Below are 24,302 nucleotides of genomic sequence, written 5' to 3'. Positions count from 1 at the left end.
CGGCGTACAGAACGCCCGAGGAGGACCGCATGGCGAGCAAGCCCGATGCGGTCACCGCCTGGTGGCGCCGCATCAGCCTGCGCGCGAAGGTCACCGGGGTCACTGTGGCGGTGCTCGCTCTCGGTCTTCTCGTCGCGGGTCTCGGAACCGTACCGATCCTCCGCAACGCGCTCGTCGCCAACATCGATGCGCAGCTGCCCGCACTGGTCTCCAGCGATCTGGTCGAACGGTACTTCGATGCCACGACGGTCGACGGCGTCACGACCTATACGCCGCGTGAAGAGAAGCCGCGGGACTTCTCTTTCGCGATCTACGACGCGACAGGGGTGCTCCGTGCCACTGCGCGAGGCACGTCGGGTCAGGCCCCTCTCTTCCCCTCGGAATACTCACTCGCCAAGGCGACCGAAGACACCGATCAGATTCCGCTCGAGATCCCCGGCGCAGACGGCAGCGTCTTCCATGGCGCCGTCGCGGTGGTGGGGTCGGAGGGCGGTGCTCTGCGCATCCAACTGGTCGCCTTGCCGCTCGCACCCGCCGACCGCATCATCAGCCAGTACTTCGGCATCTACATCACGATCGCGCTGATCACGATCCTCATCGCGGCACTCCTCACCCGGGGGCTCGTCACACTCACCTTCCGCAGGCTCGGTCAGGTCGAGGCGACGGCCATGTCCATCGCGGCAGGCGACTTCCGGCAGCGGTTGACCGACCTCGAGCCGACCACCGAGGTCGGGCGGCTGAACACCGCGATCAACACGATGCTGGATCGCGTGGACGGCTCACTCGCGCAGCGCGACCGCAGCGTTCAGCACATGCGACGATTCATCGGGGACGCGAGCCACGAGCTGCGCACGCCGCTCGTGAGCGTGCGCGGCTATGCGGAGCTGTATCGCATGGGGGCGATCAAGGGCGAGGAGGACACCGCCAGAGCCATGGAGCGCATCGAGAAGGAGGCCATCCGCATGGGTGTCCTGGTGGAGGACCTCCTCGCGCTCGCACGTCTGGACGAAGAGCGCGAGCCCGAGATCGTCGCGCTCGACCTGCGACCGATCGCCCGGGACGCCGCTCTCGATCTGCGCGCCGCAGCACCGGGGCGGACAGTGACGGTGATCGATCGCACGGTCGAGGCGATGTCGCCCATCCAGCTACAGGACACGGCTGCTCCTCAACCGGATCAGCGGGCGACACCGCCCGCACGAGGGCTCTCCCGCACCGCGCTTTCGCGCCTGCGGCGTCGTCCGCGGCAGCCGGATCGGGCACCGGCGATCGACTTCACCGAGATCCCCGACATCCCCGTGCGCACCCCGCCGATCGTTCTGGGCGAAGAGAACAAGGTGCGGCAGGTCGTGACGAACCTGCTGGGGAACGCCCGCCGCTTCTCCCCCGAGGACGGCCCGATCGAGATCGTCGTCGATTCTGACCGGGTGCTCGGCACCGGCAGCATCTCGATCGTGGACCACGGCGAGGGTATCCCCCCGCAGATCCGGGAGCAGATCTTCGAGCGCTTCTGGCGCGCCGACACGTCCCGCGCACGCGAGACCGGCGGTTCCGGCCTCGGGCTCGCGATCGTCGCGTCGATCATGAAGGCGCTGCACGGCGGCGTCGACGTCTCGGAGACTCCGGGAGGTGGAGCGACGTTCACGGTCACGCTTCCTCTCGCGCCTGCCCGCGCCACACCCGAGCACCTTCTCGAGGACACCCAGCCCCTGGAACGGCTCGACCTGCCCTGACGACTCTGCACGACCCGCCGTGGCTCGTGGTTCTGCACACCCGCTGTGCGCGAGTGGCCTGGGGACGGAGCGGGCGGGGCCAGCCCGCCTAGCGTCGGAACTCCAACAGAAGGAGTTCTCATGTCCGTCTTCACCGTCGACACCGAAGCCGTCCACGCCGCGCACGGAGCGACCAGAGCCACCATCGAACGACTGCAGACCGAGTCGGCCACGCTCATGGCCCAGTTGCGGCAGCTGCAGTCCTCCTGGGTCGGCAGTGCATCCACCGCCTTCCAGGGATGTGCGGAGCAGTGGCAGGGCGCGCAGCTCCATGTCGAGCAGGTGCTCGACTCGATCGGCACCTCGCTCGGGTCGGCAGCCTCTCAGTACGCGGACGCCGACCAGTACTCGGCCAGCCTGTTCCGCTGAACCTCGCCTGATACAAAACGCAGAACGCCCCCGGCCGGAGCCGGGGGCGTTCTGTCATGAGGGCTGGATCAGAAGTCCATGCCGCCCGACGGGTCACCCATCGGAGCAGCAGCCTTCTCGGGCTTGTCAGCCACGACGACCTCGGTGGTGAGGAAGAGAGCCGCGATCGAGGCTGCATTCTGCAGCGCCGAGCGGGTCACCTTCGCCGGGTCGATGATTCCCGCAGCGAACATGTCGACGTACTCACCGGTGGCCGCGTTGAGGCCCTGACCCGAGGGGAGCTCGGAGACCTTGTTCGCGACGACACCCGGCTCGAGACCGGCGTTCAGCGCGATCTGCTTGAGCGGAGCCTCGATCGCGACGCGAACGATGTTCGCACCGGTCGCCTCGTCGCCCGAGAGCGTCAGGCCGTCGAGAGCCTTCGTGCCCGACTGGATCAGCGCGACGCCACCGCCGGGGACGATGCCCTCTTCGACGGCTGCCTTCGCGTTGCGGACGGCGTCTTCGATGCGGTGCTTGCGCTCCTTGAGCTCGACCTCGGTGGCCGCGCCCGCCTTGATGACGGCGACGCCACCGGCGAGCTTCGCCAGACGCTCCTGCAGCTTCTCACGGTCGTAGTCGCTGTCGGTGTTCTCGATCTCGCGACGGATCTGCGTGACGCGACCCTCGATCTGGTCTGCCTCACCGGCGCCCTCGACGATCGTGGTCTCGTCCTTGGTGACGATGACCTTGCGCGCACGGCCCAGCAGGTCGAGCGTGGCGTTCTCCAGCTTGAGGCCGACCTCTTCGGTGATGACCTGACCACCGGTGAGGATCGCGATGTCCTGCAGCTGCGCCTTGCGGCGGTCGCCGAAGCCGGGAGCCTTGACGGCGACCGACTTGAAGATGCCCTTGAGCTTGTTCAGCACGAGCGTCGCGAGAGCCTCGCCCTCGACGTCCTCGGCGATGATGACGAGCTCCTTGCCGTCCTGGATCACCTTGTCGACGATGGGCAGCAGGTCCTTGATGTTGGAGACCTTCTGGTTCGCGATGAGGATGTACGGGTCTTCGAAGACCGCTTCCTGACGCTCCGGGTCCGTGACGAAGTACGGGTTCAGGTAGCCCTTGTCGAAGCGCATGCCCTCGGTGAGCTCGAGCTCGGTGCCGAACGTCTGCGACTCCTCGACGGTGACGACGCCTTCCTTGCCGACCTTGTCGATCGCCTCGGCGATGAGCTCGCCGATCGCCGGGTCTGCAGCGGAGATGGATGCCGTGGCGGCGATCTGCTCCTTGGAGTCGATCTCCTTGGCGCTCGAGAGGAGCTCCTCGGTGATCGCGGCGACGGCCTTCTCGATGCCGCGCTTGAGCGAGATGGGGTCGGCGCCGGCTGCGACGTTGCGCAGGCCCTCGCGGACCAGAGCCTGTGCGAGGACCGTGGCGGTGGTGGTGCCGTCACCCGCGACGTCGTCGGTCTTCTTCGCGACCTCCTTGACGAGCTCCGCGCCGATCTTCTCGTACGGGTCGTCCAGCTCGATCTCCTTGGCGATGGAGACACCGTCGTTCGTGATCGTGGGAGCGCCCCACTTCTTCTCGAGGACGACGTTGCGACCGCGCGGGCCGAGGGTCACCTTGACCGCGTCGGCGAGGATGTTGAGGCCGCGCTCGAGGCCGCGGCGGGCCTCCTCATCGAAAGCAATGATCTTTGCCATGAGTTTTTTCGTCCCTCCTGGACGTAGACGTTGGGTTTAGCACTCAGAGTGTGAGAGTGCTAACGCCATTCTGGCACTCGACACCTTCGAGTGCAAGCCGCCGGAGGCGGGGCGCATCCCGACGTCAGGAGGCAGGCGCCTCTTCCGGCGTCTCAGGTGCCGAGGTCGACCGATCGAGGCCGATCACGACGGTGAACTGCGTCTGTCCGTCCTCCGTCTGACCGGAGTAATAGTCGCTCTGCTGCACGGCTGCACCGTCGAGGAGATCAGCCAGACCGACGGCTGCCAGTTCGTCCGCGTCTTCGACGTAGAACACGGTCGTGTTGGCGAAATCCTGACTGGAGCTGTCGCCCGCGAAGACGTTGTCAGCAGCCCAGCCGTTGTTGATGAGCGTGTCGCGCATGCGCGTGTCGGCGCCCTCGTCGGGCGTGCCGTTCAGGATCATCACCGAGATGCTGGGGTCGACGATCCCCGTCTCCTCCGGCGTCGGAACAGCGCTCGGCGCCGCGTCGGGGAACAGCGAGACACGGCCCATGACCACCAGCGAGCCGAAGATGCCGGCGATGATGAGGACGAGTGCGGCCACGAACGACCAGAGCAGCACGACCCAGCCGTTCATCCCCGGCGCTTCGGCACGGTGTGCTCCCACCCGTCCGGACGTACGGGGAGCATCATCGAAGCGATCGCGGGTGGGCTTTGACACCCCTCGATGCTAGCGGCACCTTCCTGTCAATCCGTGTCGCCGCACATGTGGCCCCGCACGCGCGGCCGACCCTTCGGTCAGAGAAGCCTCAGCCGACGAAGCCGGGCAGCCGTGCCGTGCGCCGGTTCGCACGCGAATCGCGGATGCGGCGAAGGCGGCGTACCAGCATCGGATCGTATTCGAGAGCGGCTTCGGACTCGATCAGTCGTCCGAGCAGCTGGTAGTAGCGTGCGGCGCTCATCCCGAGCTGGGCGCGGATGATCTCTTCCTTCGCCCCGCTGTGGCGCGGCCATGCCGCTTCCAGGGCGAGGATCGCGCGATCGCGCTCCGTGAGATCTCCGAGCATGGCTCCAGGTTAGGACGCATCCGCCGGCAGGCCGGGTCGCCACTCCCACCATCGCCCGAGCGGATCTGCGGCCGCGCGGACCCGTCCGTCGAGCGCCACCACGAACCCCCGCCACCGATCCGCATCGACGGGCGGCTCCCAGGCGTCGGTCACCGCGGGCGGATCGATCGTGATCCAGCGGGCGTCCATGCGCGAGATCCTCGCGATCAGCGCCGTCCGCTCCACCCGAGGGATGTGCACCAGCACGCCAGGAGTGGTGATGACGAGGGTCGCCTGCGGGGGTGCCGCCGACGCCAGCGCGGCGAGGTGCGTGCCGGCGTCCCCTTCGACCAGAAGAGGAGGATCACCGGCTGCGATGTAGAGGGCGGCCTCGATGCGCTCCTCGCGCCCCGGCTCCCCCGGCCACACGAGACCGCGCAGCCAACGCCGATCGCGTTCGTCGGCGGCATCGAGCGGCGCCAGGTCGATCCCGGCACGCCACACCACCTCCGGCATCCGGAGCGCGGGAAGCGGACCGGTCACCCGGCTCTCGAGCACGACCGTCGAGACGCCGTCCGCCGGGTCGAGGCCGGCGCGCAGCACACCGTCCTCGTCCACGAAGCGATACGAGTACCGATCGGGGTAGAGACAGAGTCCCGCCGACGCCCCGATCTCGAGAAGCGCGATCGGCCCCTCGATCTCGGAGAGCACCGGCAGAAGTGCCGCGAGACGGAGGGGCTCGTTCGTCTGCAAAGACCTGCGCGCGCACTCGACGACGATCTCGTCCGCATTCCGGAGCACGAAAGCACGCCACCGCGCATACGGCTCGAGCGGGACGCCGAGCAGCCGGGTGACGGCGAACACCAGCGGCGGCTGGCGCCTCGTCTCCGGGATCCGGAGCAGGACGCGCCGCACCTCCTCATCCCCGGCGACCCCCGCCGCCCACTCGGCATAGAGCGCGCTCCGCCCCGGAGCCTCGTCACGGGCGAATCGCGCGTAGCGCTCCTGCACGGCATCCGTCATCCGTCCATTCTGACGCGCAGCGCCCGGGGCCTCGTCCGACGAGAGAGAATGGAATCGACTGAGGAGGACACATGTCGTACAGCGTGGACAAGACCGAAGACGAATGGCGCCGCGAGCTCGGCGATGAGCAGTACGCCGTGCTGCGTCAGGCCGCGACCGAGCGGGCCTGGACGGGTGAGCTGCTCGATGAGGAGCGCGCAGGCCTCTACACCTGCGGGGCGTGCAACGCGGAGCTCTTCAAGAGCGGAACCAAATTCGACTCCGGATGCGGCTGGCCGAGCTTCTACGAGTCGATCCGCCCCGACGCGGTCGAACTCATCGAGGACGACAGCCTGGGCATGGTGCGAACGGAGGTGCGCTGTGCCAACTGCGGCTCGCACCTCGGTCATGTTTTCCCCGACGGGTTCGGCACGCCGACCGGAGATCGTTACTGCATGAACTCGATCGCGATGAACTTCACCCCCGACGCCTCGTGAGTGCTCTCGACGCGGTCCGCGCGCGTCAGTCCTGGTCGAAGGTCGACGAGACGGCGCCGAGCCGTGAAGAGCTGCTGACGTTCGTCGCCGCAGCGGGTCGCGTCGCGGATCACTCCTCGCTCCGTCCGTGGCGGCTCATCGAACTGCGCGGAGCCGATCGCGAGATGCTCGGCGCTGCCATCGCCAAGGCTCAGGGAGACGTGACCCCGTCGTCGAAGCCGCTGCGCGCACCGCTGCTGATCGCGGTCGTCGCCAGCTATCGCAAGAGCGAGAAGGTCCCGCGGTGGGAGCAGGAGGCCGTCGCCTCCGGAGTCGCCCACACCCTGAGCCTGCTCCTCGATGAAGCCGGCTGGGGTGTGATCTGGCGCACGGGGCACTACACGCGCGCGAAGGCCGTCGCCAAGGCACACGGCCTCGACAAGAACGAGGAACTCCTCGGCTGGCTGTACGTGGGAGGCAAGCCCGCGGGCAAGAAGCCCGGCCGCCGCAAGGCCGTGGATGCACGCAAGCTGATCACGCGGATGCCGAAGGCCGGGGCGAAGAAGGCGAAGAAGAAGTAGCGCGTCAGCGGCGGCGTCTTCGCGGAACGGCGACGATCACGGACGCCACCGCGACGACGACCATGGCGATGACCTGCCAGAGGGCCGGTCCTGCTGCCGGAGGCCAGATCAGGTCGATCACGACCGACGTCACAAGCTGCCCGAGCACGGAGCCCAGCCCCATCAGGAGCACACCGGTGTGCGCGACGATGAACGCGCCGAGCAGGATGTAGGCCGCGCCGAGGAACCCGCCCAGGTACAGCCACGGCTCGACGGGGAGCGCATCGGGCATCCCGCGGAAGGCGATGCTCGTCCCGGCCGCGAGCAGCAGGATGACGGTGCCGGTGATGAAGCTCATCAGAGTCGCGGCGAGCGGCGACTGCACACGCTGCGAAAGGCGACCGTTCGTGGCCGCCTGCCACGCGATTCCGACTCCGGCGGCGAACGGCAGCAGCAGCATCCACAGCGGTGCGGTGGCGAGCACGTCGCCCGACAACGAGATGCCGACCGCGGCGAGCGCGAGAACGCCGCCGGCGACCCGGCCGGGGGTGACCGCGACCACGCCCGCAGGGCCGAACCCGATCCGATCGAGCACGAGTCCGTGCAGGGTCTGGCCCGCGACGACGCCGACGCTGAACAGCGAGACGCCGAGGACCCCGGCGGTCAGCCCCTGGGTGGAGACGGTGAGGGCTCCGCACGCCCCGCCCAGCAGCATCCAGAACGGGATCGTGTGATGTCGGATGCCGCTCCAGAGGCGTCCTACTCCGCGCCGGGCTGAGGGGATGCAGCAGATCACGGCGACCAGTGCGAGCAGGCCTACCGAGAACGAGAGGAGGCCCGCCACGATGCCGTCATCGACGCGCACCCCGAGAACGCCGTTGATCCGGGCCTGGATCGCCGTCATGACTCCGATCGCGACGGCCCCGCCGAGTGCCAGGGGCGCGGGGAGTCGACGGGTTTCTGGCACCCGTCGACCTTATCGGAGCCCCAGCCCGCCGTGACGTGACGGATGTCGGCGGCCGGGGCTACGCTGACGGCATGTGCGCGAGCTACGGTCTCGATCCCCGGTTCACCGATGCGGAAGTCCTCGCCGCCGCCGACGATGCGGTGCTCGAGGGCCTGCGTGTCTGGGCGGAGGGGAACGCGGGTGAGACCATCCGTCCGACGGGGAAGAACCTCCGCAACCTCAACCCGGTGATCGTGCAGCCCGATGCCGCTCCCACATTGGAACCCGCGTGGTGGGGCTTTCTCGTGAACGGTGAGCCGGCGAAGTTCCCCTCGATCAACACGCGATCCGAGCGCCTGCAGGAGCGCCCGGGCGGAGCGAAGTCGCGGGCCATCGTCCCGGCGACCAGCTGGTACGAGATGCAGAAGCCGTCGCGGCAGTGGAACGAGTTCCTCATCGACGAGGGCACGCTCTTCGGCATGGCCGCGGTCACGCAGCGCGGTCGCACCGCCGACGGCGAGTGGTACACGTGCTATTCGATCGTGATGCGCCCCGCTCCCGACCACCTCGTCGATCTGCACGATCGCATGCCGCTGCTCGTCCCGGCCTCGCTGAGTCACGATTGGCTGACGGCGCCACCGTCGAGGGAGATCATCGACGAGGCGATCCTCGCCTCCGACGAGGTGGCCGCACGGGTCCACGCCCGTCCCCGTTCCTGAGCCGATCCATCCGCCGCGGGGAGGACATCCTGCTCCGGAGGACGGTACCGGGGGAGGACGCGCGGCGGCCCGACGCTCCGTAGCGTTGTCCTCATGATCACAGCAGAAGGCCTCACGAAGAGGTTTGGAGACAAGACGGCCGTCGATGACGTGTCGTTCACCGTCAAGCCGGGCAGCGTCACCGGCTTCCTCGGTCCGAACGGTGCCGGCAAGTCAACCACGATGCGCATGATCGTGGGCCTCGACCGGCCGACGTCCGGACGCGCCGAGATCGCCGGTCGCGAGTACCGCAAGCTTCGCGCGCCGCTCACCGAGGTCGGCGTCCTCCTCGACGCGAAGGCCGTGCACACCGGGCGGACGGCACGCAATCACCTTCGGGCGATGGCAGCGACCCACGGGATCCCCTCCTCCCGCGTCGACGAGGTCATCGACCTCGCGGGCATCGGGTCGGTGGCCCGCAAGCGAGCCGGGAAGTTCTCGCTCGGAATGGGACAGCGCCTCGGCATCGCCTCCGCACTGCTCGGCGACCCCCACACGCTCATCCTCGACGAGCCCGTCAACGGCCTCGACCCCGAGGGCGTCCGCTGGGTGCGTCAGTTCGTCCGGCACGCGGCGTCCGAGGGACGCACGGTGCTCCTGTCGAGCCACCTGATGAGCGAGATGGCGCAGACCGCCGACCATGTCATCGTGATGGGTCGCGGCCGGGTGCTGGCGGATGCTCCGCTGGCCGAACTCGTGCGCTCCTGGACGCAGAACACCGTGCGTGTGCGCACCCCGCGACCCACCGATCTCGCCGCGGTCGTCGGCGGCCCGGGTGTGGAGATCGTGAGCTCGGCTCCCGACCTCCTCGACATCGTGGGTCTCCCCGCCGCCCGCATCGGCGATCTCGCCGCGGACCGCGGCATCCCGCTGCACGAACTCACCCCCACCACCGGATCACTCGAAGACGCCTACCTCGCCCTCACCGGCGACTCCGTCGAGTACCGCACCAAGGAGATCTCATGACCACGACACAGGCACCCGCGCCCGCGCGGCCGCGCGTCGACACCGGTCGCCGGCTGACCTTCGTCCGCGCCCTGCGTGGCGAGTGGATCAAGCTCGCCACCCTCCGCTCGACGTGGTGGTCCATCGGGATCGCCGCGGCCCTCACCATCGGGATCTCCGTGCTGATCGCACAGGCGGTCGACATGCCGGGGTTCGAGCCGATCCAGGCCGTCGTCATGCCAATCCAGTTCACGATGCTGCTCGCCGGCATCATCGGCGCGATCTCCGTGACGGGCGAGTACTCGACCGGAATGATCCGTTCGACGCTCACGGCGAACCCGATCCGCGGATCGGTGCTGGCGGCCAAGTCGACCGTGCTCGCGGTCTTCATGTTCCTGTCGTCCCTGGTGATCTTCGGTCTCGCAGCCGTCGCGGTCTCGCTCATCGTGGCGCCGCGGGACCAGAGCATCGAGTGGTCGGACCCGGCCGCGTCGTTCCTGCCCATCGTCGTCTCCTCCCTCGCCATGGCGGTGTTCGCTCTGATCGGAGTCGCCTTCGGGTTCATCCTGCGTTCGGGGGCCGGAGCCATCGCAGCGACCGTCGGCGTCCTGTTCGTCCTGCCGATCGTGGCGAACTTCTTCTCGTTCGCCGGCGAGGCGTGGGCATGGGTCATCGACGCATCCGCATACCTGCCCGTAGCAGCTGCGCAGAGCGCGATCCTGCCGAGCGACGGCGCGACACTCGATGCCCCGGTCGCGTTCCTGACTCTGGCTTGCTGGGTCGCCGGCGGTGCCCTCGTCGCGTGGGGCGTGCTGCGCACCCGCGACGCGTAAAGTCGCCCCTGTGAGCAGAACGCGAAGCCGCAGCGACTCGATCCGAGAGGACGAGGAGCTGCGGCTTCCGCGTGCGCCGGGCCTCTTCCGCCGATACTGGGCCCGTCATCCGGTGTTCGCCGACGTCCTGCTGACGTTGTTCTGCCTGTTCCTCTCGCTCGCCCCGGCGGGTCGGTTCGTCGATGAGTCCGTCCCTGAATCCGCCTACATCGCGCTCAACATCGCAACCGTGGCCATGGTCGTCATGGCGTGCAGCACACTGCTGTGGCGACGGCGGGCGCCGCTCGTTCCCTTCTTCGCGGCCATGATCCTGGGGACGGCCAGTCTGTTCACCGGGCCGTCCAGTGGCACCATCCTGCTACTCGTCGCCTGTTACGGTCTCGCGGTCTACCGGTCGTCACGCACCGCCTGGACCTGTTACGGAATCGGCGCGGTGTGGTTCCTCCTGCTCAGCGGGCTCCTGATGCTCACCGGCGTGATCGTGATGCAGAACGGACTCGACACCGCGCTCAGCTACATCGTGCTCGGTCTGATCGGCACACTCATCGGCGTCAACGTCGGCGGCCGCAAGCGCTATCTGTCGGCCGTCATCGATCGCTCGCGGCAGCTGCTCGTCGAGCGTGACCAGCAGGCGCAGCTCGCCGCCGCATCCGAACGGGCCCGAATCGCTCGGGAGATGCACGACATCGTCTCCCACTCGCTGACGGTGATCGTGGCGCTTTCCGAGGGTGCCGCCGCGACGCCCGACCGCGAGCAGGCACGCAGAGCGGCGATCCACACGGCCGACACCGCTCGTGCGGCCCTGACCGAGATGCGATCCATGCTCGGTGTGCTGCGGGATGACGACTCTCCGCTGCCCCTGGCGCCCATGAAGCCCGCGCCGCCGCGCGACACGGTCGAGGCGGCGCAGCGCGCCGGATACCCCGCGACGCTCACGGTCGCGGGGCAGGCCGAAGTCTCCCCCGCCGTCGCCCACGCGATCGGGCGGATCGTGCAGGAGGGCGTGACGAACGCGATGCGACATGCCCCGACCGCGTCGGCCATCACTGTGCGGCTGGAGTACACACCGGACTCCGTGACGATCGACATCGTCAACGACGGCGCGACCGGTGGCATCGGGACCGAAGGTTTCGGGTTGCGCGGACTCGCCGAGCGCGCCGCTCACGTGCAGGGAAGCGTGGAGTCCGCGCCGGCCGACGGGGGACGATGGGTTCTGCGCGCTGTGCTGCCGACGAAGGCGGCTGCCCCCGCCCCACAAGACGAATCGACGGAGGACGACGGATGACGGATGCGATCAGGGTGCTTCTGGTGGACGACCAGGAGTTGATTCGCGTCGGGTTCCGGATGGTCCTCGAAGCGGAGAGCGACATCGTCGTGGTCGGTGAGGCCGGCGACGGGCGGGCGGCGATCGCGCAGAGCGCCGCACTCGCACCCGACCTGGTGCTCATGGACATCCGCATGCCGGAGCTGGACGGCATCGCTGCCACCGAGAGCATCGTGCGGGATCGCCCTCAGACGAAAGTGCTCGTGCTGACCACGTTCGACCTCGACGAATACGCCTTCGGCGCCATCCGTGCCGGTGCCAGCGGCTTCCTCCTCAAGGACGCTCAGCGTCACGAGATGATCTCCGCCGTCCGCGCCGTACACCGTGGCGATGCCGCGCTCTCTCCCCGGATCACGCGGATGCTCCTCGAGCACGTGACCCCGCAGCTCAGCGCCTCGTCCTCCCCGACACCGGATGCCGCGGAGAGCGCGGCACTGGACTCGCTCACCGAACGCGAGAGAGACGTATTCCTCGCGATCGGACGCGGGCTGACCAACGCCGAGATCGCCCACACCCTCTACGTCGGCGAATCCACCGTGAAGACGCACGTCGGCCGGGTGCTGGCGAAGCTCCACGCGCGCGACCGCATCCACGCCGTGATCCTGGCGCACAGACTCGGCCTCGTCGGAAACGAGACCTGAGGCATCAGGCGCCGGCGGGGGTCCATTCAGAGACCCGATCGAGCAGCCCCACCTCGTCGGTGGAGAGTTCGAGGCGAGCACCCGCCAGAAGGTCGGGCACCTGCGCGACCGTGCGAGCACTCGCGATCGGCGCGACCACGGTCGGCTGCGCCCGCAACCAGGCGAGGGACGTCGCGGCGATCGACACGCCGTGGGCCTCGGCGATCTGCTCGAGCGCATCGATGACGCGCAGGCCCGCCTCGGTCGCGTACTTCGCGGCGCCCTGCGCACGCGGGGAGTCCTGCCCCGCGACATCGGTCGAGCGGTACTTGCCGGTCAGGAATCCGCTCGCCAGCGCGTAGTAGGGAACAAGCCCGAGCTCGAACTCCTCGGCGACCGGGATGATGGTGTCCTCGACCTCATTGCGATGAACGAGGTTGTAGTGGGGCTGAACGGCGACCGGCGCAGCGACGCCCGTGCGACGCGCGATCTCGATCCACTCTCTGATGCGTTCGGCGGAGTAGTTCGACACCGCCACGTGACGCACCAGCCCGTCCTCGACGAGCTGTCCGAACGCGGCGACGGTCTCTTCCAGCGGAACGCTCTCATCATCGAAGTGCGCGTAGTACAGGTCGATCTCATCGGCGCCGAGACGCCGGAGCGAGGCCTCGGCCGCCTTTCGCACATTCGCCCCGGAGAGGCCACGGAACTGCGGGTGCTGGCTCACCTTCGTCGCGACGACGACACCGGATGGCTTGCGGGATGCGAGCCACTCACCGATGATCGTCTCGCTCTCGCCACCGTCGTTGCCCGGCACCCAGGAGCTGTACGAATCGGCCGTGTCGACGAAGTCCCCGCCCCCGTCCACAAATGCATCGAGCACCGCGAACGACGCATCGCGATCGGCTGTCCAACCGAACACGTTGCCGCCGAGCGCGAGCGAGAGGACGTCAAGATCACTGGTGCCGATACGAGTCATGACGAAGACAACCGCGGATCGGTCTTCGCGCATTCCCGGATGACGTCACTTTTCGTGGTCGGCAGGGGAGGAATCGATTCTGGGCGTCTCGCCCTCGTCGTAGATCTGGGAGGGCCGCCCGACGAGCCGCGTGTCCGGGGCGTGAGCGACCAGTGGATCTTTGCCGGGGTAGTCGAATCGGGCGAGGACGCACCTCATCGCCTCGAGCCGAGCTCGTTTCTTGTCGTTCGACTTGATGACGATCCAGGGCTCGGTCGGCGTGTCCGTGTGAAAGAACATCGCTTCCTTCGCCGCCGTGTAGTCCGCCCAGCGGTCGATGCTGGCAAGGTCCGTGGGGCTCAGCTTCCACTGCTTGACGGGATCCTCGCTACGGCGCCTGAACCGGCGTCGCTGTTCGGCCTCTCCCACCGAGAACCACAGCTTGATGAGGCGGATGCCCGACCCTACGATCATCCGCTCGAACTGCGGAGCGGTCTGCATGAATTCTTCGTACTCGGCCGATGAGCAGTACCCCATGACCCGTTCGACGCCGGCGCGGTTGTACCAGGAGCGGTCCATCATCACGATCTCGCCGCCGGAAGGCAGGTGCGCGATGTAGCGCTGGAAATACCACTGCGTACGCTCGGCATCCGTCGGCTTGTCGAGCGCGACGACCCGGGCTCCTCGAGGGTTCAAATGCTCCATGAAGCGCTTGATCGCCCCGCCCTTCCCCGCCGCGTCGCGTCCTTCGAACAGGATGAGCAAGCGCTCGGAGGAGTGCTTGATGTGCGACTGGAGCTTCAGGAGCTCGATCTGCAGCAACCGCTTCTCTCGTTCGTACTCCGCCGTGGAGAGCTTCTTCGCGTACGGGTAGTCGTGTTGCCACTCCGGAGTGACCGTCGCCGTATCGGGTGCACTGCTCAAGATCTCGCCCTCTCCCTTGCTGTCTGGGTCCCCGAAACCAAGCAGGCAAGCGCAGGTGGCCGGAGCGGGGAGGCGGCCACCTGCGCGTCTTCTACCTGGCACGATCTAGAGGCCCACCAGGAAACCTGCCTGATGTGTAACATATCATCGACTGAGGCGATACATCGGAATGCGTTTTCAGGTTCGCACCCTCGGCATCGGCGCGGGCACAGGGATTCGGCCCATCCGCATGGGGCGACTATCGTTCTGTCATGGGCACGATCCAGTACGGCAGCGGTGACGAGATCCACATCGAGGACCGCGCACTCGCGCATCTGAAGGTCGTCATCGCGACGAAGCTCCGACGCAACGAGAGTTTCACTCTTTCGTGGCGGCACCCTGAAGGGCAGCCCATGGGACGGTCGACGATCTGGCTGCACCCGTCGATACCGCTCCGCTTCACCTTCGACGAGCCGGAGGCGCCGCAGCTGAATCCGAAATGGATCCAGGACCTGATGCAGTCCGCGAGTTCCACGGGCGGCATCAGCCTCATCGACGAGGTGCTGGACGCACCCGAGATCGCCGCTGAGAACTGAATCCGCGGATCCCCACTCTCGTGAGGGATTGAAGAGCCGACTACGGGACTCGAACCCGTAACCCCCGTATTACAAGTACGGTGCGCTACCAATTGCGCCAAGTCGGCGGGTGCCACCAGCTTAGCGATGGCATCGACCCGGCTTCGACCTACGGGGTCGTGGTGGGCGAAGGCGTCGACGTCGCACGCGAGGCATCGCTCGCGACGCTGAGCACGAACTGCGAGAACTCGGCCGGGTCGTCCAGCGCGCCCACGTAGGCCTCGCCGTTCGCGACGATCATCGGCGCTGCCGTCAGCACCAGATCGTCAGAGCCGGCGAGCGGTCCGTCCAGAGCGCGGGTCGTCGCCTCCTTCGCCCAGCCGACGAAGTCGCCGTCTTCGATGCACGACCGCACGGCCTTGGCGTTGTCGACGCCGACAGCACCGGCGAGGTTCGCGAGGTCCTCGTCGGAGAGGCCGTCGCTGCCGACCTCGGGCTGGTCGTCGAGCAGGTCATGGTTGAACGCGTAGAACTGGGCAGGCGAGTGCGTGGCGACGCAGGCCGCAGCGGCAGCCGAGCGGAGCGAGTACTTGGTTCCGTTGGAACTGGCGGTGAGCAGGGCGACCGGGTGATAGCTGACCGTGACCGCGTCCTCGCCGATCCAACCGGCGAGCTGTCGGGCGTTTGCACGCTCGAACTCCCCGGCGTCGGGCGACAGGTAGTCGACGTACACGTGGATGTCGACCTTTCCGGACGCCGTCGGCTCCGGCGTCGGGCTGGCCGATTCGCCGGCGTCGGTCGCCTCAGGAGACGGGGTCTCCGGCACCGCGCCGGTTCCCGCGAACGACTCGAGGTCGGTGACGACTACGCCGTCCGACTCCATGCCGGTCGGCGTGAGCCGCGGCTTGGTGACCTGGGAGGACACCGCGAGGGTCACCGCCGTGCCGATCGCACCCACCGCGACGAGTGCCACCGCGCCGATGATGATCCGTCGCATGAGACGCGCCCTGGACTGCTGGGCGTGCACTCTCTGAGCCTTCTCCCGTACGGCCTCGCGGGAATTGCGAGGCGTCGGGACGTTCGGCGTTTCGTCGCTCGACATCGTTCCTCTGTGAGTCTCAACGGGGGTCCGGGTTGGCCCCGACCGCCGCCGAGCGACGATCGCCGCTGCGCGCGGCCGAGTTCGATGGTAGTCAGTGAGGCTGAGAAATACCCAGGTACCGCCGTTCATGTCATACTGATCCCGACCCAATGAGGGGTCACGGCGGGGTCACCCGCCGCTTCATCACTACGGATCGTCCGGCACGTACCTGCCGGTGAAGGAGAAAAGACAATGGCATCTGTGACTTTCGACGAGGCCACCCGCCTGTACCCCGGCGGAACCCGTCCGGCCGTCGACAAGCTGAACCTCGAGGTCGGTGACGGCGAGTTCCTCGTCCTCGTCGGTCCCTCCGGTTGCGGTAAGTCCACGTCCCTCCGCATGCTGGCCGGCCTCGAAGAGGTCAACGCCGGCCGCATCCTCATCGGCGACCGCGACGTGACCGACGTCCCGCCGAAGGACCGCGACATCGCGATGGTCTTCCAGAACTACGCGCTGTACCCGCACATGACCGTCGCCGAGAACATGGGCTTCGCGCTCAAGATCGCCGGCGTCGGCAAGGAAGAGCGCGCATCCCGAGTTCTCGAAGCCGCCAAGCTCCTCGACCTCGAGCCCTACCTGACTCGCAAGCCGAAGGCCCTCTCGGGTGGTCAGCGTCAGCGCGTCGCCATGGGTCGCGCCATCGTGCGTCAGCCTCAGGTGTTCCTCATGGATGAGCCGCTGTCGAACCTCGACGCCAAGCTCCGCGTGCAGACCCGTACGCAGATCGCTTCGCTGCAGCGTCGCCTCGGCGTCACCACGGTCTACGTCACGCACGACCAGACCGAGGCTCTGACCATGGGCGACCGCATCGCGGTCCTCAAGGACGGTCTGCTCCAGCAGGTCGGCTCCCCGCGCGACCTGTACGAGAAGCCGAACAACGTCTTCGTCGCCGGATTCATCGGCTCGCCCGCGATGAACCTCTTCGCAGCCGACCTCGCCGACGGCGGCATCCGCTTCGGGTCCGAGGTCGTCCCGCTCGACCGCGACACCGTCGGCCGCGCGAACGGCAGCCAGGTCACGGTCGGCGTGCGCCCTGAGGACATCACGGTCGGACCGGCCGACGGCAAGGGCCTCCCCGTCGTCGTCGACCTCGTCGAGGAGCTCGGCGCCGACGGCTACCTCTACGGCCACACCGAGATCAACGGCAAGCGCAGCGACATCGTCGCCCGCGTCGACGGTCGCAGCCACCCGAACGCCGGCGAGACGGTCACGCTCGCTGCGAACCCGGGCCACGTGCACGCGTTCGACATCGAGTCCGGCGAGCGCCTGAACGACAAGCCGGTCGTCTCCGCCTGATCGGATCCACAGACGCGGCGCAGGCTGACTTCGGTCACCTGCGCCGCGTCTCTTTCTGTCCCACCTCGACCAGGGAGCATCATGCAGGATTCGCTGCGGATCACCGCCAGCAAGATCGATCCGGGGCTGTTGTCCCTCCCCTGGTCCACGACGCTGGCGAAGTGGCCGTCGGAGCACATCGTGTCGCTCCCGAAGGGGCTCTCCCGCCACCTCGTGCGCTTCGCCGACCTCTCCGGCCGGGTCATCGCCGTGAAGGAGACCACGGCGGAGATGGCCCAGCGCGAATACGACATGCTCGGCAATCTCGCCCGCCTCGACGTGCCCTGCGTCGACCGGGTCGCGGTGATCGCCGGGCGTACGGATGCCGACGGCGAGGCTCTTCCGGCCGCGCTGGTCACCTCTCACCTGCGTTTCTCGATGCCCTATCGCGCGCTCTTCACGCGGGTACTGCGCCCCGACACCGCGACCCGCCTCGTCGATGCCCTGGCCCTGCTGTTGGTGCGGCTGCACAACGTCGGCTTCTATTGGGGCGACGTCTCCCTGTCGAACACGCTGTTCCGCCGCGACGCGGGCGCGTTCGCCGCGTATCTGGTCGATGCGGAGACGGGTGAGCTGCACGAGGAAGGGCTGACCGACGGTCAGCGCGCCTACGATCTCGACCTGGCCCGCACGAACATCGCCGGCGAGATCATGGACCTCGCCGCGGGCGGTCGCCTCGAACACGGTGTGGACGCGGTGGCGATCGCCGACGGCATCGTCTCGTCGTATCGATCGCTGTGGGCCGAGCTCACCGCCCAGGAGTCCTTCTCGGCGGCGGAGACCTGGCGCATCACGGAGCGGGTCGAGCGCCTCAACGCCCTGGGGTTCGACATCGACGAGATGTCCATGTCGACGACCGCGGACGGCACCGTCGTCGAGATCCAGCCGAAGGTGGTGGATGCCGGTCACCACCAGCGCCGCCTGATCCGCCTGACGGGGCTGGACGTCGAGGAGAACCAGGCGCGGCGCTTGCTGAACGACCTCGACGAGTTCCGCGCCCGCTCGACGAAGCAGTGGGCGGACGAGGAGATGTACGCGCACGAGTGGCTCACCCGTGTCTTCGAGCCGGTGGTACGCGCGATCCCGTACGAGCTACGAGCCAAGCTGGAGCCCGCCGAGGTCTTCCACCAGGTGCTCGAGCACCGCTGGTACCTCTCGCAGGCGCAGGGGCGCTCGGTGCCGCTCGCCGAGGTGCTGACCAGCTACATCAACGAAGTGCTGCGACACCGGCGTGACGAGGCGACCATCATGGGCCCGCCGACCGAGACGATGAGCCTGCCGGTCGTCACCGGTGCGACTCCGGTGGCGGATGACGACGAGGACATCGACTGGCGCGACCTGGTCTGACACCCTGGCCGGGCACCGAGTGCACGGGTTACTGCCGAGCACACCGCATGCGTGCGTCAGCGAGCCGTGCATTCAGCGATAGCCCGTGCGGTCGCCGAAAGTCGTGGCATCAGTAGCCGACGGTGAACCGCTCTCGGTGGTGGTTGCCCTGCTCGATCTCGTCCACCACGGCGACCGCGAAATCCGCGCCGGAGATGAACGACTTGCCGTCGGCATCGCGGACGATCACGTCGCCGCCGTCGCGATAGTGCCCGGTGCGCTCGCCTTCGGCCCAGGGACCGAACACCTCAGCGGGGTGGATGAAGAACCAGTCGAGGTCGGCCTCCGTCTCCTCGAGGAGCGCGAGGGAGTCGATGCCGACCTGCGCCTCGTGCTTGTACTCCTCAGGGAAATCCTGGTCGAACAGACGCGGCCCGCCGGGGGCCACCAGGCTGCCACCTGCACCGCCGACGACACCGAGACGCGTCTCGGTGCCCGCGACCCGGTCGACGACGTTCGACAGCGCCTCGAGCGCACGATCTTCCATGTCGCCGCGAGGGGAGAGCGCCGACACGACGGCATCCGCCCCGACGAACGCTTCCGCGATCGGATCGAGGTCGAGGGCGGAACCCTGCAGATATGCGGCTCCCGCCACCGGTTCGGTGGGCTCCGATCGGGAGATCGCGATCACCGCATGGCCGCGACTCACCGCCTCCCGGACGATGTGACGACCGGCGTAGCCGGTCCCTCCGAGCACGATGATACGGGCCATGATCTGCCTTTCCTCGGACGGTCTAGTTCTTCGCGGCGCGGAGAGACGCGACCTGGTAGAGCGCGACCGAGGTCGCGATGCCGGCGTTCAGGGATTCAGCGGCCGCAGAGATCGGGATCGAGACGATCTGATCGCACGTCTCGGAGACCAGACGGGACAGCCCCTTGCCCTCAGAGCCGACCACGATCACGACAGGACGATCAGCCAGCTGGAGCTCGGGGAGCGACACGTCGCCGTCGCCGTCGAGGCCGAGCACGAACACGCCCTGCTTCTTGAACTCCTTGAGCTGCGCGGTGAGGTTGGTCGCCAACGCCACGGGGGTCCGTGCGACGGCTCCGGCACTCGTCTTCCAGGCGGCGGAGTTGACACCGGCCGAGCGGCGCTGCGGAAGGATGATGCCGTGCCCACCGAACGCCGCGGTGGAGCGGATGATCGCGCCCAGGTTGCGGGGGTCCGTGATGCCGTCGAGCGCCACGAACAGCGGGACCTCGCCCTTGTCGATGACCTGCTCGAGCAGATCCTGTGGGTGGGCGTACTCGTACGGCGGCACCTTGATCGCGACGCCCTGGTGCACACCGTCGAAGCCGGCCATGCGGTCGAGCTCCGGGCGGGTGACCTCCATCACGGGGATCCCGCGATTCGTGGCGATCGCCAGCATCTCCTTCACACGGTCGTCCATCTCGACGCGCTGCGCGATGTAGAACGCCGTCGCCGGGATCTTCGCCCGCAAAGCCTCGAGGACGGAGTTGCGCCCGGTGACATTCTCGGTGTCGTCCCCCGCCTTGGCCTTCGGCGCACGGTTCGCACCGCCGCCGGACCCCGGACGACTGCCGCCGGGGCGTCCCTTGCCGCCCGACGCGGCATAGCGCTCGGCCGCGGCCTTGCGCTTGCCAGCGGGGTGCCACGCGCGGTCCTCCGCCTTCGGGGTCGGCCCGCGGCCCTCGAGCGCCTTGCGCCCGAGTCCGCCGGTGCCCTTGGTGGGGCCCTTCTTCTTGCCGTTGCTCGCGCCGGGGCGCTGTGGCTTAACCATCGATACTCCAATGAGTTCCGGCCGGAGTGTCCTCCAGCGTGATTCCTGCGGCGGCGATCGCGTCTCGGATGCGATCCGCCGCCGCCCAGTCCTTGTCAGCGCGTGCCTGCGCGCGCTGGGTGATCATCGTCTGGACGAGAGCGTCCAGAGTCCGGTGTTCCGCGAGGTCTCCCCCGGCCGACATGAGTTCATCGAATCCGAGGACGCGGACCATCGCATCCACTCCGACGAATGCTGCCCAGGCGTCGTCGTGCGCACCCTCGTCGATCGCGGTGTTCCCGCGTCGTACGGTCTCGTGCAGCACGGCGATCGCCTGAGGCACGCCGAGGTCGTCGTCCATCGCGAGGGCGAAAGCTTCGGGGACCTCGCCGATCCCTGCCTCGTCCGGCTCCCCGGGGAGGGTGCGGCGGACCCGCGAGATGAAGGTGCCGATACGGCCCAGCGCCGCTTCGGCCTCGGTCCACGACGACTCGCCGAGGTCGAGGCTCGAACGGTAGTGCGCTGCAGCGAGTGCGTAGCGCACCACCAGTGAGTCATGCGCGGCGAGAACATCGGCCGCCAGCGTGAAGTTGCCGAGCGACTTGGACATCTTCTGTCCGGCGACGGTCACGAGCCCGTTGTGCACCCAGTACCGGGCGAAGCCGTCGCCGGCGGCCGTCGACTGCGCGAGCTCGTTCTCATGATGCGGGAAGCGGAGGTCCAGCCCGCCGCCGTGGATGTCGAACTCGGCACCGAGGTACCGCTTCGACATCGCCGAGCACTCGATGTGCCATCCCGGCCGCCCCGCGCCCCACGGCGACACCCATGTCGCATCCGCCGGTTCCTCCGGCTTCGTGCCCTTCCAGAGGGCGAAGTCCTGCGGGTTCCGCTTGCCGCGGGGGTCAGCATCCTCGGCCGCCTCCATGGCGTCGAGGGACTGATGCGTCAGCGAGCCGTACTCGGACCACGAGCGCACGTCGAAGTACACATCTCCGGAGCCGTCGGGAGCCGGATAGGCATGTCCGCGCTCGATCAGCAGCGCGATCAGCTCCTGCATCTGAGGAACGGATGCCGTGGCTCGCGGCTCGTACGTCGGAGGCAGGATTCCGACACCGGCATATGCGGCGGTGAACTCTCTCTCCATTCGGTACGCAAGCGCCCACCACGGCTCGCCGTCCGTCGCGTTGGCGAGCACCTTGTCGTCGATGTCGGTGACGTTGCGCACGAAGGTGACCCGCCCGTACCGGTGCTCGAGCCAGCGACGCAGGAGATCGAAGCTCAGCGCCGCTCTGACGTGCCCGATGTGGGGCCCGGACTGCACGGTGGGTCCGCACACGTACATCGTGATGTTCTCGGGGTCGAGAGGCACGAAGTCGCGCAGCAGCTGTGCGCGGGTGTCGTAGAGGCGGAGGGTCACCGGTCAAGCCTACTCGGGGACTGCTGAGCGCCCGCCCCGCGTGGACGATTCACGGAGGTTGTGACGTTCTGCCGATGGATCGGGGGGTTTCTCAGGCGATCGTCACGTGCTGCGCGCAACGTCGGGCACGACCAGGGCGATCGCGGTCACCGCGATGCCCTCGCCGCGTCCGGAGAAGCCGAGACCGTCGGTCGTCGTGGCCGTGACCGACACCGGAGCATCCAGGACCGCGGACAGGAACGCCTCCGCCTCGTGACGTCGGGGGCTGAAGCGCGGCCGATTCCCCTGCAACTGCACGGACACGTTGCCGATCACGAATCCGGATTCGGCGAGCAGCTCACGCGTGCGAGCGAGGAAGACGTCGGCATGGGCGCCGGCGTACTCGGGGTGGGACGTGCCGAAGTGCTCGCCGATGTCGCCGAGGCCCGCCGCCCCCAGGAGCGCGTCGACCACCGCGTGAGCGACCGCATCGCCGTCGGAGTGCCCGGAGAGCGGCTGCTCCCCCGGCCACTCGAGGCCGGCGAGCCAGAGGTTCCCGTCGCCGCCGAAGGCGTGGACGTCGGTGCCGATGCCGACGCGGGGGATACCCGGGATGTCCACCGACGAGGTCGGGCGTGCCATCGGCGCCGATGCCTCCAGCAGGTGCCGCGCACGTTCCAGGTCACCGGGAGTAGTGATCTTGAACGCGCGGCTGGAACCCTCGATATGCCGGACCCGGTGTCCTGCGGCGGCGAACAGAGCCGCATCGTCGGTGTACTCGATGCCGGCGGTCAGCGCTGTGTCATAGGCTGCTTCGAGCTCTGCACGGGGGAACCCCTGCGGTGTCTGCGCGGCAGCCAGCTCGGAACGGTCCACGGCCGAGACCACCGCGCCCCCCGCCACCTTCTTGAGCGTGTCGACAACGGGCAGTACGGGGATGACGCCCTCCCCCGGGACGACGGCCCGAGCGACCGCATCGATCTGCGCCGGAGGAGTCAGGGCGCGAGCCGCATCGTGCACGAGAACCGTCATCACATCGCCCCACAGCGCGGCGAGACCTGCAGCGACGGACTGCTGCCTGGTCGTGCCACCGACCACGACACGGCCGAGGTCGCGTCGATCGCCTGCCGCCGCATCCAGCTCCGCCAGTGCGTCACCTTCGTATCCGGCCGGTGCGACGACGATGACCTGAGCGGGTTCCGCGGTGAAGACGCCATCGAGCGCGTGGCGAAGGATCGAGTGCGCGTCGATTCCGACGAGGGCCTTCGGCGCCCCCGCATCCAGCCGGGTGCCGGAACCGGCGGCGACGACGATGATCGCGATGTCGGGAACGGGAAGCAGAGTCACCGTCTCACGCTACCGCGTGGCGGGAACGACGAAGGGGCGGATGCCGAAGCATCCGCCCCTTCGCAGAGAACTCAGGAGGCGAGGACCTCGTCGAGCAGTGCGCCCGCCTTGTCCTCGTCGGTCTTCTCCGCGAGCGCGAGCTCGGAGATGAGGATCTGACGAGCCTTCGCCAGCATCCGCTTCTCCCCCGCGGACAGGCCGCGGTCCTGGTCGCGGCGCCACAGGTCGCGGACGACCTCGCTCACCTTGATGACGTCTCCGGAGGCGAGCTTCTCGAGGTTCGCCTTGTACCGACGAGACCAGTTGGTGGGCTCTTCGGTGAAGGGTGCACGCAGCACCTCGAAGACATGATCGAGACCTTCTTTTCCGATCACGTCGCGAACGCCGACCAGGTCGACATTCTCAGCAGGAACCTCGATGATGAGATCGCCCTGGGTGACGTTGAGCTTCAGATATTTCTTCGCCTCACCCTTGATGATGCGCTCCTTGACCTCGATGATGGTCGCAGCGCCATGGTGGGGATAGACGACGGTTTCGCCAACCTCAAAAAGCATAAAAACGTGTCCTTTCGGCAACCTCAAGGATACCACAGGGGAGATGCGCTAAGGTTCGCGCCCCCTGGGCCCCGGGCCCGTCACGACTTACCCATAGAATGGATGCGGACATCCCGCCGGACCTCAGGAGGACCCGTGAAATCGCGCCTTGTTGCGTCTGCTGCGCTCAGCGCTCTCGTTCTGCTCGGCGCCACCGGGTGCACATTCATCACTCCTCAGTCCACGAAGACCGAGTACGCGGCCTCCGACGGAGTGAACATCTCCGACGCCGACGGCCCGATCGATGTGCGCAACGCCCTCGTCATCGCCACCGACGACGGCTCGGTCGGCAACTTCATCGCCGGCATCGTCAACCCGACCGATGAGAGCGCCACGCTCACCATCGCCCTCGCGGACAGCGAGACGTTCACCGTCACCGTTCCGGCGGGTGGCACGGTGAGCCTCGGCGCCGACGAGGAGCCGCTGCGCATCGTCGGCCTCGACACCATGCCCGGCGCGACCGTCGAAATGCACTTCCAGTCGGGCGACTCCACGGGCGTCAAGGCCGAGGTGCCCGTGCTCGACGGCTCGCTCCCCTACTACGCAGACCTGGTCCCCTCGGAGTCGGTACCCACTCCGACCCCGATGCCGACCGACACGGCAGCTCCGGCGCCTGCGGACTGACCCTC

26 protein-coding genes and 1 tRNA gene are annotated in these 24,302 nt (G+C 68.0%); 13 read left to right on the top strand and 14 right to left on the bottom strand.

What is annotated here, in order from left to right:
- Positions 1-29: 29 nt before the first annotated feature.
- Entirely contained in the window at positions 30-1,730 is a 1,701-nt protein-coding gene (locus tag ACIOTO_RS12745; protein ID WP_400858045.1) for a sensor histidine kinase, read from the top strand.
- Between the two features lie 120 nt (positions 1,731-1,850).
- A complete protein-coding gene (locus ACIOTO_RS12740) occupies positions 1,851-2,138 on the top strand; it encodes a WXG100 family type VII secretion target (protein ID WP_105711327.1) in 288 nt (95 codons plus the stop codon).
- Positions 2,139-2,206: 68 nt separating this feature from the next.
- On the opposite strand, the gene groL is transcribed toward ACIOTO_RS12740, so the two are convergent.
- The 4 genes from groL to ACIOTO_RS12720 form a co-directional block, all read right to left on the bottom strand.
- Positions 2,207-3,826: a chaperonin GroEL gene (gene groL, locus ACIOTO_RS12735; protein WP_029262745.1), complete on the bottom strand. Its 1,620-nt coding sequence runs from the start codon at positions 3,824-3,826 to the stop codon at positions 2,207-2,209.
- A gap of 124 nt (positions 3,827-3,950) precedes the next feature.
- Positions 3,951-4,529 carry a LytR C-terminal domain-containing protein gene (locus ACIOTO_RS12730; protein WP_400858043.1) on the bottom strand — a complete coding sequence of 193 codons (579 nt, stop codon included), beginning with the start codon at positions 4,527-4,529 and terminating at the stop codon, positions 3,951-3,953.
- Between the two features lie 88 nt (positions 4,530-4,617).
- The gene (locus ACIOTO_RS12725; protein ID WP_091029088.1) at positions 4,618-4,875 is read right to left on the bottom strand and encodes a DUF3263 domain-containing protein; all 258 of its coding nucleotides are present in this window, start codon (positions 4,873-4,875) and stop codon (positions 4,618-4,620) included.
- 9 nt (positions 4,876-4,884) lie between these two features.
- On the bottom strand, positions 4,885-5,877 hold the full coding sequence (locus tag ACIOTO_RS12720) for a DUF2332 family protein (protein WP_400858041.1): 993 nt from the start codon (positions 5,875-5,877) through the stop codon (positions 4,885-4,887).
- Positions 5,878-5,948: 71 nt separating this feature from the next.
- On the opposite strand from ACIOTO_RS12720, the gene msrB reads away from it, so the two are divergent.
- Positions 5,949-6,353 (top strand): peptide-methionine (R)-S-oxide reductase MsrB, encoded by a 405-nt coding sequence (gene msrB, locus ACIOTO_RS12715; protein ID WP_029262749.1) that lies wholly within the window; start codon positions 5,949-5,951, stop codon positions 6,351-6,353.
- The gene (locus ACIOTO_RS12710) at positions 6,350-6,913 is read left to right on the top strand and encodes a nitroreductase family protein (RefSeq protein WP_400858040.1); all 564 of its coding nucleotides are present in this window, start codon (positions 6,350-6,352) and stop codon (positions 6,911-6,913) included. The genes msrB and ACIOTO_RS12710 overlap by 4 nt, the downstream gene beginning before the upstream one ends.
- A 4-nt stretch (positions 6,914-6,917) precedes the next feature.
- Here ACIOTO_RS12710 and ACIOTO_RS12705 read toward each other — a convergent pair whose 3' ends face one another.
- A complete protein-coding gene (locus ACIOTO_RS12705; RefSeq protein ID WP_029262751.1) occupies positions 6,918-7,829 on the bottom strand; it encodes a DMT family transporter in 912 nt (303 codons plus the stop codon).
- Between the two features lie 101 nt (positions 7,830-7,930).
- On the opposite strand from ACIOTO_RS12705, the gene ACIOTO_RS12700 reads away from it, so the two are divergent.
- The 5 genes from ACIOTO_RS12700 to ACIOTO_RS12680 all read left to right on the top strand — a co-directional run bounded on the left by ACIOTO_RS12700 (position 7,931) and on the right by ACIOTO_RS12680 (position 12,339).
- Positions 7,931-8,557 carry an SOS response-associated peptidase family protein gene (locus ACIOTO_RS12700; RefSeq protein ID WP_105711329.1) on the top strand — a complete coding sequence of 209 codons (627 nt, stop codon included), beginning with the start codon at positions 7,931-7,933 and terminating at the stop codon, positions 8,555-8,557.
- Positions 8,558-8,650: 93 nt separating this feature from the next.
- Positions 8,651-9,562: an ABC transporter ATP-binding protein gene (locus ACIOTO_RS12695; RefSeq protein WP_029262753.1), complete on the top strand. Its 912-nt coding sequence runs from the start codon at positions 8,651-8,653 to the stop codon at positions 9,560-9,562.
- Positions 9,559-10,374 carry an ABC transporter permease gene (locus ACIOTO_RS12690; RefSeq protein WP_400858039.1) on the top strand — a complete coding sequence of 272 codons (816 nt, stop codon included), beginning with the start codon at positions 9,559-9,561 and terminating at the stop codon, positions 10,372-10,374. Before ACIOTO_RS12695 ends, ACIOTO_RS12690 begins: the two co-directional genes overlap by 4 nt.
- A gap of 10 nt (positions 10,375-10,384) precedes the next feature.
- Positions 10,385-11,659: a sensor histidine kinase gene (locus ACIOTO_RS12685; protein ID WP_400858038.1), complete on the top strand. Its 1,275-nt coding sequence runs from the start codon at positions 10,385-10,387 to the stop codon at positions 11,657-11,659.
- Positions 11,656-12,339: a response regulator gene (locus ACIOTO_RS12680; protein ID WP_400858037.1), complete on the top strand. Its 684-nt coding sequence runs from the start codon at positions 11,656-11,658 to the stop codon at positions 12,337-12,339. The genes ACIOTO_RS12685 and ACIOTO_RS12680 overlap by 4 nt, the downstream gene beginning before the upstream one ends.
- A gap of 4 nt (positions 12,340-12,343) precedes the next feature.
- On the opposite strand, the gene ACIOTO_RS12675 is transcribed toward ACIOTO_RS12680, so the two are convergent.
- The gene (locus ACIOTO_RS12675) at positions 12,344-13,297 is read right to left on the bottom strand and encodes an aldo/keto reductase (RefSeq protein WP_400858093.1); all 954 of its coding nucleotides are present in this window, start codon (positions 13,295-13,297) and stop codon (positions 12,344-12,346) included.
- Between the two features lie 45 nt (positions 13,298-13,342).
- Positions 13,343-14,245, bottom strand: a complete 903-nt coding sequence (ppk2, locus tag ACIOTO_RS12670) for a polyphosphate kinase 2 (RefSeq protein WP_400858091.1) — start codon at positions 14,243-14,245, stop codon at positions 13,343-13,345.
- A 206-nt stretch (positions 14,246-14,451) separates the two neighbouring features.
- On the opposite strand from ppk2, the gene ACIOTO_RS12665 reads away from it, so the two are divergent.
- Positions 14,452-14,775 carry a hypothetical protein gene (locus ACIOTO_RS12665; protein ID WP_105711333.1) on the top strand — a complete coding sequence of 108 codons (324 nt, stop codon included), beginning with the start codon at positions 14,452-14,454 and terminating at the stop codon, positions 14,773-14,775.
- A gap of 34 nt (positions 14,776-14,809) precedes the next feature.
- On the opposite strand, the gene ACIOTO_RS12660 is transcribed toward ACIOTO_RS12665, so the two are convergent.
- Both ACIOTO_RS12660 and ACIOTO_RS12655 read right to left on the bottom strand, forming a co-directional pair.
- A tRNA-Thr gene (locus ACIOTO_RS12660) sits at positions 14,810-14,882 on the bottom strand.
- A 41-nt stretch (positions 14,883-14,923) separates the two neighbouring features.
- On the bottom strand, positions 14,924-15,856 hold the full coding sequence (locus ACIOTO_RS12655) for a thioredoxin domain-containing protein (protein WP_105711334.1): 933 nt from the start codon (positions 15,854-15,856) through the stop codon (positions 14,924-14,926).
- Between the two features lie 231 nt (positions 15,857-16,087).
- Here ACIOTO_RS12655 and ACIOTO_RS12650 point away from each other — a divergent pair, with 231 nt between their 5' ends.
- Positions 16,088-17,191, top strand: a complete 1,104-nt coding sequence (locus ACIOTO_RS12650) for an ABC transporter ATP-binding protein (RefSeq protein ID WP_029262761.1) — start codon at positions 16,088-16,090, stop codon at positions 17,189-17,191.
- An 81-nt stretch (positions 17,192-17,272) separates the two neighbouring features.
- Positions 17,273-18,577, top strand: coding sequence for a DUF4032 domain-containing protein (locus ACIOTO_RS12645; RefSeq protein WP_262001240.1), 1,305 nt, complete (start codon positions 17,273-17,275; stop codon positions 18,575-18,577).
- A 109-nt stretch (positions 18,578-18,686) separates the two neighbouring features.
- Here the strand turns inward: ACIOTO_RS12645 and ACIOTO_RS12640 are convergent, their stop codons facing one another.
- The 5 genes from ACIOTO_RS12640 to ACIOTO_RS12620 all read right to left on the bottom strand — a co-directional run bounded on the left by ACIOTO_RS12640 (position 18,687) and on the right by ACIOTO_RS12620 (position 23,634).
- Positions 18,687-19,328 (bottom strand): NAD(P)-dependent oxidoreductase, encoded by a 642-nt coding sequence (locus ACIOTO_RS12640; protein ID WP_262001241.1) that lies wholly within the window; start codon positions 19,326-19,328, stop codon positions 18,687-18,689.
- Between the two features lie 22 nt (positions 19,329-19,350).
- On the bottom strand, positions 19,351-20,358 hold the full coding sequence (rlmB, locus tag ACIOTO_RS12635; protein ID WP_029262764.1) for a 23S rRNA (guanosine(2251)-2'-O)-methyltransferase RlmB: 1,008 nt from the start codon (positions 20,356-20,358) through the stop codon (positions 19,351-19,353).
- Positions 20,351-21,754: a cysteine--tRNA ligase gene (gene cysS / locus ACIOTO_RS12630; RefSeq protein ID WP_262001242.1), complete on the bottom strand. Its 1,404-nt coding sequence runs from the start codon at positions 21,752-21,754 to the stop codon at positions 20,351-20,353. Before cysS ends, rlmB begins: the two co-directional genes overlap by 8 nt.
- Positions 21,755-21,856: 102 nt before the next feature.
- A complete protein-coding gene (ispD, locus tag ACIOTO_RS12625) occupies positions 21,857-23,080 on the bottom strand; it encodes a 2-C-methyl-D-erythritol 4-phosphate cytidylyltransferase (protein ID WP_400858035.1) in 1,224 nt (407 codons plus the stop codon).
- Between the two features lie 71 nt (positions 23,081-23,151).
- Positions 23,152-23,634, bottom strand: coding sequence for a CarD family transcriptional regulator (locus tag ACIOTO_RS12620; RefSeq protein ID WP_017201416.1), 483 nt, complete (start codon positions 23,632-23,634; stop codon positions 23,152-23,154).
- Positions 23,635-23,769: 135 nt separating this feature from the next.
- Here ACIOTO_RS12620 and ACIOTO_RS12615 point away from each other — a divergent pair, with 135 nt between their 5' ends.
- Positions 23,770-24,297: a DNA modification methylase gene (locus ACIOTO_RS12615; protein WP_400858034.1), complete on the top strand. Its 528-nt coding sequence runs from the start codon at positions 23,770-23,772 to the stop codon at positions 24,295-24,297.
- The last annotated feature ends 5 nt before the right edge of the window (positions 24,298-24,302 follow it).

The organism is Microbacterium sp. NPDC087592 (assembly GCF_044743585.1).
Classification (GTDB): domain Bacteria; phylum Actinomycetota; class Actinomycetes; order Actinomycetales; family Microbacteriaceae; genus Microbacterium.
Note: the sequence above shows the minus strand (reverse complement) of the source record. Positions and strands in the feature narration are given on the sequence as shown.

Excerpts from the sequence above, each read along its gene's own strand:
- ACIOTO_RS12745 (WP_400858045.1), top strand. The coding sequence starts at position 30 with ATGGCGAGCAAGCCCGATGCGGTCACCGCCTGGTGGCGCCGCATCAGC.
- ACIOTO_RS12740 (WP_105711327.1), top strand. The coding sequence starts at position 1,851 with ATGTCCGTCTTCACCGTCGACACCGAAGCCGTCCACGCCGCGCACGGA.
- groL (WP_029262745.1), bottom strand. The coding sequence starts at position 3,826 with ATGGCAAAGATCATTGCTTTCGATGAGGAGGCCCGCCGCGGCCTCGAG.
- ACIOTO_RS12725 (WP_091029088.1), bottom strand. The coding sequence starts at position 4,875 with ATGCTCGGAGATCTCACGGAGCGCGATCGCGCGATCCTCGCCCTGGAA.
- ACIOTO_RS12720 (WP_400858041.1), bottom strand. The coding sequence starts at position 5,877 with ATGACGGATGCCGTGCAGGAGCGCTACGCGCGATTCGCCCGTGACGAG.
- msrB (WP_029262749.1), top strand. The coding sequence starts at position 5,949 with ATGTCGTACAGCGTGGACAAGACCGAAGACGAATGGCGCCGCGAGCTC.
- ACIOTO_RS12700 (WP_105711329.1), top strand. The coding sequence starts at position 7,931 with ATGTGCGCGAGCTACGGTCTCGATCCCCGGTTCACCGATGCGGAAGTC.
- ACIOTO_RS12695 (WP_029262753.1), top strand. The coding sequence starts at position 8,651 with ATGATCACAGCAGAAGGCCTCACGAAGAGGTTTGGAGACAAGACGGCC.
- ACIOTO_RS12690 (WP_400858039.1), top strand. The coding sequence starts at position 9,559 with ATGACCACGACACAGGCACCCGCGCCCGCGCGGCCGCGCGTCGACACC.
- ACIOTO_RS12680 (WP_400858037.1), top strand. The coding sequence starts at position 11,656 with ATGACGGATGCGATCAGGGTGCTTCTGGTGGACGACCAGGAGTTGATT.
- ACIOTO_RS12675 (WP_400858093.1), bottom strand. The coding sequence starts at position 13,297 with ATGACTCGTATCGGCACCAGTGATCTTGACGTCCTCTCGCTCGCGCTC.
- ACIOTO_RS12665 (WP_105711333.1), top strand. The coding sequence starts at position 14,452 with ATGGGCACGATCCAGTACGGCAGCGGTGACGAGATCCACATCGAGGAC.
- ACIOTO_RS12655 (WP_105711334.1), bottom strand. The coding sequence starts at position 15,856 with ATGTCGAGCGACGAAACGCCGAACGTCCCGACGCCTCGCAATTCCCGC.
- ACIOTO_RS12650 (WP_029262761.1), top strand. The coding sequence starts at position 16,088 with ATGGCATCTGTGACTTTCGACGAGGCCACCCGCCTGTACCCCGGCGGA.
- ACIOTO_RS12645 (WP_262001240.1), top strand. The coding sequence starts at position 17,273 with ATGCAGGATTCGCTGCGGATCACCGCCAGCAAGATCGATCCGGGGCTG.
- ACIOTO_RS12640 (WP_262001241.1), bottom strand. The coding sequence starts at position 19,328 with ATGGCCCGTATCATCGTGCTCGGAGGGACCGGCTACGCCGGTCGTCAC.
- rlmB (WP_029262764.1), bottom strand. The coding sequence starts at position 20,358 with ATGGTTAAGCCACAGCGCCCCGGCGCGAGCAACGGCAAGAAGAAGGGC.
- ACIOTO_RS12620 (WP_017201416.1), bottom strand. The coding sequence starts at position 23,634 with ATGCTTTTTGAGGTTGGCGAAACCGTCGTCTATCCCCACCATGGCGCT.